This is a genomic window from Granulicatella sp. WM01 (genome assembly GCF_004570605.1).
Lineage (GTDB): Bacteria > Bacillota > Bacilli > Lactobacillales > Aerococcaceae > WM01.
Genome location: NZ_SPPB01000089.1, coordinates 1 through 5,072, shown reverse-complemented (window position 1 = coordinate 5,072; position 5,072 = coordinate 1). Strand labels below are relative to the sequence as shown.

4 protein-coding genes and 1 pseudogene are annotated in these 5,072 nt (G+C 32.1%); 1 reads left to right on the top strand and 4 read right to left on the bottom strand.

Annotated features, from left to right (window positions below; genetic code table 11):
- Positions 1–184: pseudogene (locus E4T68_RS09640) on the top strand (IS30 family transposase); the annotation flags it as partial.
- 671 nt (positions 185–855) lie between these two features.
- Here E4T68_RS09640 and galE read toward each other — a convergent pair.
- The 4 genes from galE to E4T68_RS08340 form a co-directional block, all read right to left on the bottom strand.
- Entirely contained in the window at positions 856–1,869 is a 1,014-nt protein-coding gene (gene galE / locus E4T68_RS08355; RefSeq protein ID WP_135125933.1) for a UDP-glucose 4-epimerase GalE, read from the bottom strand.
- Between the two features lie 15 nt (positions 1,870–1,884).
- The gene (gene map, locus E4T68_RS08350) at positions 1,885–2,637 is read right to left on the bottom strand and encodes a type I methionyl aminopeptidase (RefSeq protein WP_135125931.1); all 753 of its coding nucleotides are present in this window, start codon (positions 2,635–2,637) and stop codon (positions 1,885–1,887) included.
- Positions 2,638–3,051: 414 nt separating this feature from the next.
- A complete protein-coding gene (locus E4T68_RS08345) occupies positions 3,052–3,642 on the bottom strand; it encodes a hypothetical protein (protein WP_135125929.1) in 591 nt (196 codons plus the stop codon).
- Between the two features lie 462 nt (positions 3,643–4,104).
- Positions 4,105–4,785: a class B sortase gene (locus E4T68_RS08340; RefSeq protein ID WP_135125927.1), complete on the bottom strand. Its 681-nt coding sequence runs from the start codon at positions 4,783–4,785 to the stop codon at positions 4,105–4,107.
- Between the last annotated feature and the right edge of the window lie 287 nt (positions 4,786–5,072).

Below are 5,072 nucleotides of genomic sequence, written 5' to 3'. Positions count from 1 at the left end.
ACGAGGGACTAATGAAAATCACAATGGTTTAATTCGAGAATTTTTACCAAAGGGAAAATCATTTAATTTAGTACCTATTCAAATGATAACAACTATACAAAATGCGTTAAATAATAGACCTAGACGTATACTAGACTATGATACACCTCATACTATGTTTAATCGTTTGTGTGCAACGACATAAACTATAACAGAATAGGTGTAACCGTAAAGGCTCGCTACGCTAATACCTTGACCGTTACACCTATTCCATTACAAAACAACTATGTCGCACACAGACATAGACTGTGACTTTAGTATTTTTCATGTACTGTTGCACTTGGCTTTACAATTCGAGTATTTCTTTAAATAAACAATAAAATATATATTGTTAATGTCTATACTTATTTTAACATGCTATCCTAAATAGACATACACTATCCAAAACATAGGCAAAAAATCTAAATCATTCAAGATAGTAAAAAACTGCTCTACTTAACATCATTTAAGCTCATTTCCGACTATTTGATGAGCGCATCAAAAAACTATTATTATTAAGAAAGAAAGCATTCAGACTTTCTGCTCCTCTAGGTTTGTTAACAAAGTAGCAGATATCAACAGTCCAAGCACATGACTACATATACTTTATTCTTTTTGGTGGAATAAACTTATCAGTTGTCACTAATATCTTTTTTATACACAAAAAAGGACTGGGAAAAAACTAAAATTCTAGCCTTTCGATTAAAATTTGAAAACAGCTTAGAATCAACGTTTCTGATAACGTCATTATAAGCTGTTTTTTTATTTTTAAGACTTTTTTCCCAGTCCGTTTTACGTATGACAATCTGTTTTTTTACCAACATCATTTGATGTCGACTATTTTGCATATCCTTTTGGGTTTTGTGATTGCCATCTCCATGTATCGCGACACATATCCTCAAGTGTTTTTTCAGTTTTCCATTGCATATCATTCCATGCACGTGTAGCATCAGCATAGCATGTTGCAATATCTCCTGATCGCCGTTCTCCAATAATGTATGGCACGTCTTGTTTGGTAACTTTCATAAATGTATGAATTAATTCTAAAACACTTGTTCCTTGACCTGAACCCAAATTATAAATTAATGTTCCTTTTGTTGTATTTGCCTTTTCTAATGCTTTAACATGCCCTTTAGCTAAATCAACAATATGAATATAATCTCTAACACCCGTTCCGTCTGGTGTGTCATAATCATTTCCAAACACATTAACATGCTCTAACTTTCCAACAGCAACTTGAGAAATATACGGCATCAAATTATTTGGAATCCCTGAAGGATCTTCTCCAATTAGTCCAGATTCATGTGCTCCAATTGGATTGAAATAACGTAATAAAACGATGCTCCATTCATTATCAGACACTGATACATCTTTTAAAATTTGCTCACACATAACTTTTGTATATCCGTATGGATTGGTTGCACTCGTTGACATATTTTCAACAAATGGCACTTCATGATGCATTCCATATACTGTAGCACTAGAGCTAAATACCAATTTTTTCACACCAAACATCTTCATCACTTCAACAAGAACAATTGTGCTCATTAAATTATTATGATAATATTCAACGGGTTTTTGCACAGACTCTCCCACCGCTTTATATCCTGCAAAATGAATGACCGCTTCAATTGTTTCCTGTTCAAATATATTGATTAACGCAGCTTTATCCGTTACGTCTTCTTGATAAAATTTTGGTCTTTTTCCTGTAATTTGCTCAATCCGCTTAAGTACTTCCTTGTCACTATTATAAAAATTATCTACAATAACAACATTTTTTCCTAAATTTAGCAATTCAACTACAGTATGTGAACCAATATATCCTGCTCCACCGGTTACTAAAACACTCATCATCTTTCTCCTTTCTTATTCAGGTTGTTGGGTTAAAATTTTAGGACCATCTTTAGTAATCGCTAACGTATGCTCAAATTGACAGCTTAATCCACCGTCTTTTGTTCTAGCCGTCCATCCATTAGCGTCCATTTTAGATTGCCATGTCCCTGTATTGACCATTGGTTCAATCGTAATTGTCATTCCCTCTTTTAAACGCAATCCTTTACCTTTTTCACCGTAATGTGGCACTTGTGGACTTTCATGAATGGTTGGTCCAATACCATGCCCAATAAAATCTCTGACGACACCATATCCAAATGATTCAACATACGTTTGAATAGCATGTCCAATATCACCAATACGATTACCAACTTTAGCTTGTTCAATTCCTAAATATAATGCTTTTTTAGTGACTTCCATTAATTGATCTAGTTGCTCATTAGACTCACCAACAACATAAGACCAACATGAATCAGACATGGCACCATTCAAGTCGATGCACATATCAACTTTTACTAAATCTCCAGATTTTAACACACGTTGACTTGGAAAACCGTGACAAATTTCATCGTTAACACTTGTACATGTTGCAAATTCGTAACCTTCATAACCAATTTGTGCAGCAATTCCTCCACCATCTTCAATCATTTTATGTACAAAACGATTAATATCCATCGTTGTTATTCCAGGTTTTATAAAAGTTCTAAGCGCAACATGTATACTGGCTAATAAAGCACCAGATTTTTCCATTTCATCAATTTCACGCGCAGATTTTAATGTTATCATCTTTTAAATCCTTTCTACTTAATAGCTTTATTATAACATGTTCACTTTATTATTCAAACGTAAATCGTCTTACTTACTTATACACACGATTAACACCCTGTATCACACCTTTTCACCAAATATTCTAATATACTATTACATTTGTGTCTGACACTATAATAGTCTAAAATAGTTATGTGTTAAAATCAGTATACATTTACTATTTTTTGACTGTCTCATTTAAAATTAACAAAACTTTAAATTAACCACTTATTCCCTTGTTTTAAAGCAAGGTTTAATAAACTGTATGCCTCACTTTTGCTGAAAAGTCTATTTTTCTACTAATTTCCTGTGTTTTGGTCAACTAGCGATGCTAATCCGTATACGAATTGTTTTTTATAGTTTTTTTATGTTCCTTTTCAATATTTTATGTTTCTAAGATTTACAAAATAGCATGCAATACATATTACCTACCACTAAACTAAGATCTCCCACTAAATGAATTACCAACATATAACTTGGGAATACACTACTGATCACAATTATCCCTAGAATGCAGCCTGACCAAATGCCTATACTTTTCCATAATTTTTTATCATGAAAAGAAAATTCTTTATTTTGATAAAAACAAATCAAAACGTATAAGCTAACTAATCTAATGATAAGTTGTGTATAAACACTGCATGCCCATAAAAAAGTTTTCATAATTGGATAAGGGATAGAGAAAGTCTGATAAATTATTTCACCAAATATCCCTATGCCTAAGGCACTTGTTATAGCACATACCAAACTGTAGCAAATAATTTTCCAAACACGATTATGCTGATTATATGTTTTTACATACCATAAAAACACATTCCCTAATAACACTATTCCTAGACCAATCATAGCAACACTCAGTCCTAAAAACATAAAAGAAATGTGCCGTTCCTTTCCTACTTCTGACAAAAGATGTAAGCCCAATCTTTGCCCTACACCTAAACTAACATACCCTAACACAAATGCAATAAATCGTTTATACTTCATCTCTATCTCCTTTCTTTGCAACACAAAATGTTATCATACTAATCAAATTATCTTATTATGCAATTCCTCCATTCCCTATTCACTCCCAATAACATCACGCTTTATTCAGCATTACATTCTTTTTCAACTATTGTAACCAAAAATCGCATATATTTCACAACAAAATGACTTTACTCAGGCATCATCATTTTATCTGTCGCAATATTATCTATTTTTCACTCTAACATATTCAATTTTTTAAATTAAAAAAAATCAGTCACACTCTATCAATAGACTAACACTTATCTGTTGATAACTCGCTCCACTCACTCAACGTTATCGGATTTTTGTGTTCGGCACTTCCCGTTTTTTACCTGCTTACACCTAGCTATTATACTAAACTCTTTTTATTACTCATACAGATTCTGCTTACTTACCTCTATTCGTGACTTTTTTATATTATTAGTCACTCATACATATATATTATTCTCCTTTTTTTATTGCATGCACAACATATCGTTTACCACTAATTTGCCAATCACATGTTGATAAAATCAACAATTTATCCTTGCTCACATGAAAATCAGTAGGAATATAATACCCTTGATATTTGCTTGCATACTCTGGAATATGTGAAACATACTCTTCAATCTTGGTAGGTTCTCCTAATTGAAATGTATGATATAAATGATCATCTGTAAAAACGTATGCAGCAAAAATATCATATTCTAAAGTTTCATGTGCTGTATTCACCAATACCCTCCTATTTTCGTTAAAAAATGCTCTATTTAAATAATTTTTAAGACTTCCAAACATTGATTCATCTTTCATCGCATGCCCATACACAATTGTTACCGTATCATCAAACGACTTTTGGTTGACACGTTCTGTAAAAATTGCTCCATAATATGTACGATCACCATTTACATCATGCGTTAAATAAAATACATCATCACTATCGTGTTGCATAATCGGATAATCAATCTTAGTATTCTCAATACGCAACCACGCATACATATCTCTATTTTTTTCTTGTTTTATCAGTATTTCTTCCCTGACTTGTTCAAAAGATAACGTGTTATTACTTACCCTTACTTGAAAAAATACTACTATTGCCACAATAAATAGCCCTACTACTACTACACATAACACAAGTTTTTTCATACTTTCCACCTATCTTTCGCCTGTATTTTAGCATATAGTACCTTTGATTTCTATTCTTTTTGGTATATTTTCGTGAAAAAACATTCCCCGTGTTGTAAAATGAAGTGCAACAAATAAAAATAAACAAAAAAACATGAAAATCAGCTATACTAAAGTTGCTAAACCAAATAGATAGGAAGATTTTCATGTCTGAAGTACATTATACCACAAAACGACACTATAAACACTTAAGTGATAAAGAAAGAAGTCAAATTGAAATATTATTAAACGAGGGCTATACTATTTCA

What these genes read in the sequence shown, in the direction of transcription:
- galE (WP_135125933.1), bottom strand. Translation starts at nt 1,869, where the DNA reads ATGAGTGTTTTAGTAACCGGTGGAGCAGGATATATTGGTTCACATACT.
- E4T68_RS08340 (WP_135125927.1), bottom strand. Translation starts at nt 4,785, where the DNA reads ATGAAAAAACTTGTGTTATGTGTAGTAGTAGTAGGGCTATTTATTGTG.
- map (WP_135125931.1), bottom strand. Translation starts at nt 2,637, where the DNA reads ATGATAACATTAAAATCTGCGCGTGAAATTGATGAAATGGAAAAATCT.
- E4T68_RS08345 (WP_135125929.1), bottom strand. Translation starts at nt 3,642, where the DNA reads ATGAAGTATAAACGATTTATTGCATTTGTGTTAGGGTATGTTAGTTTA.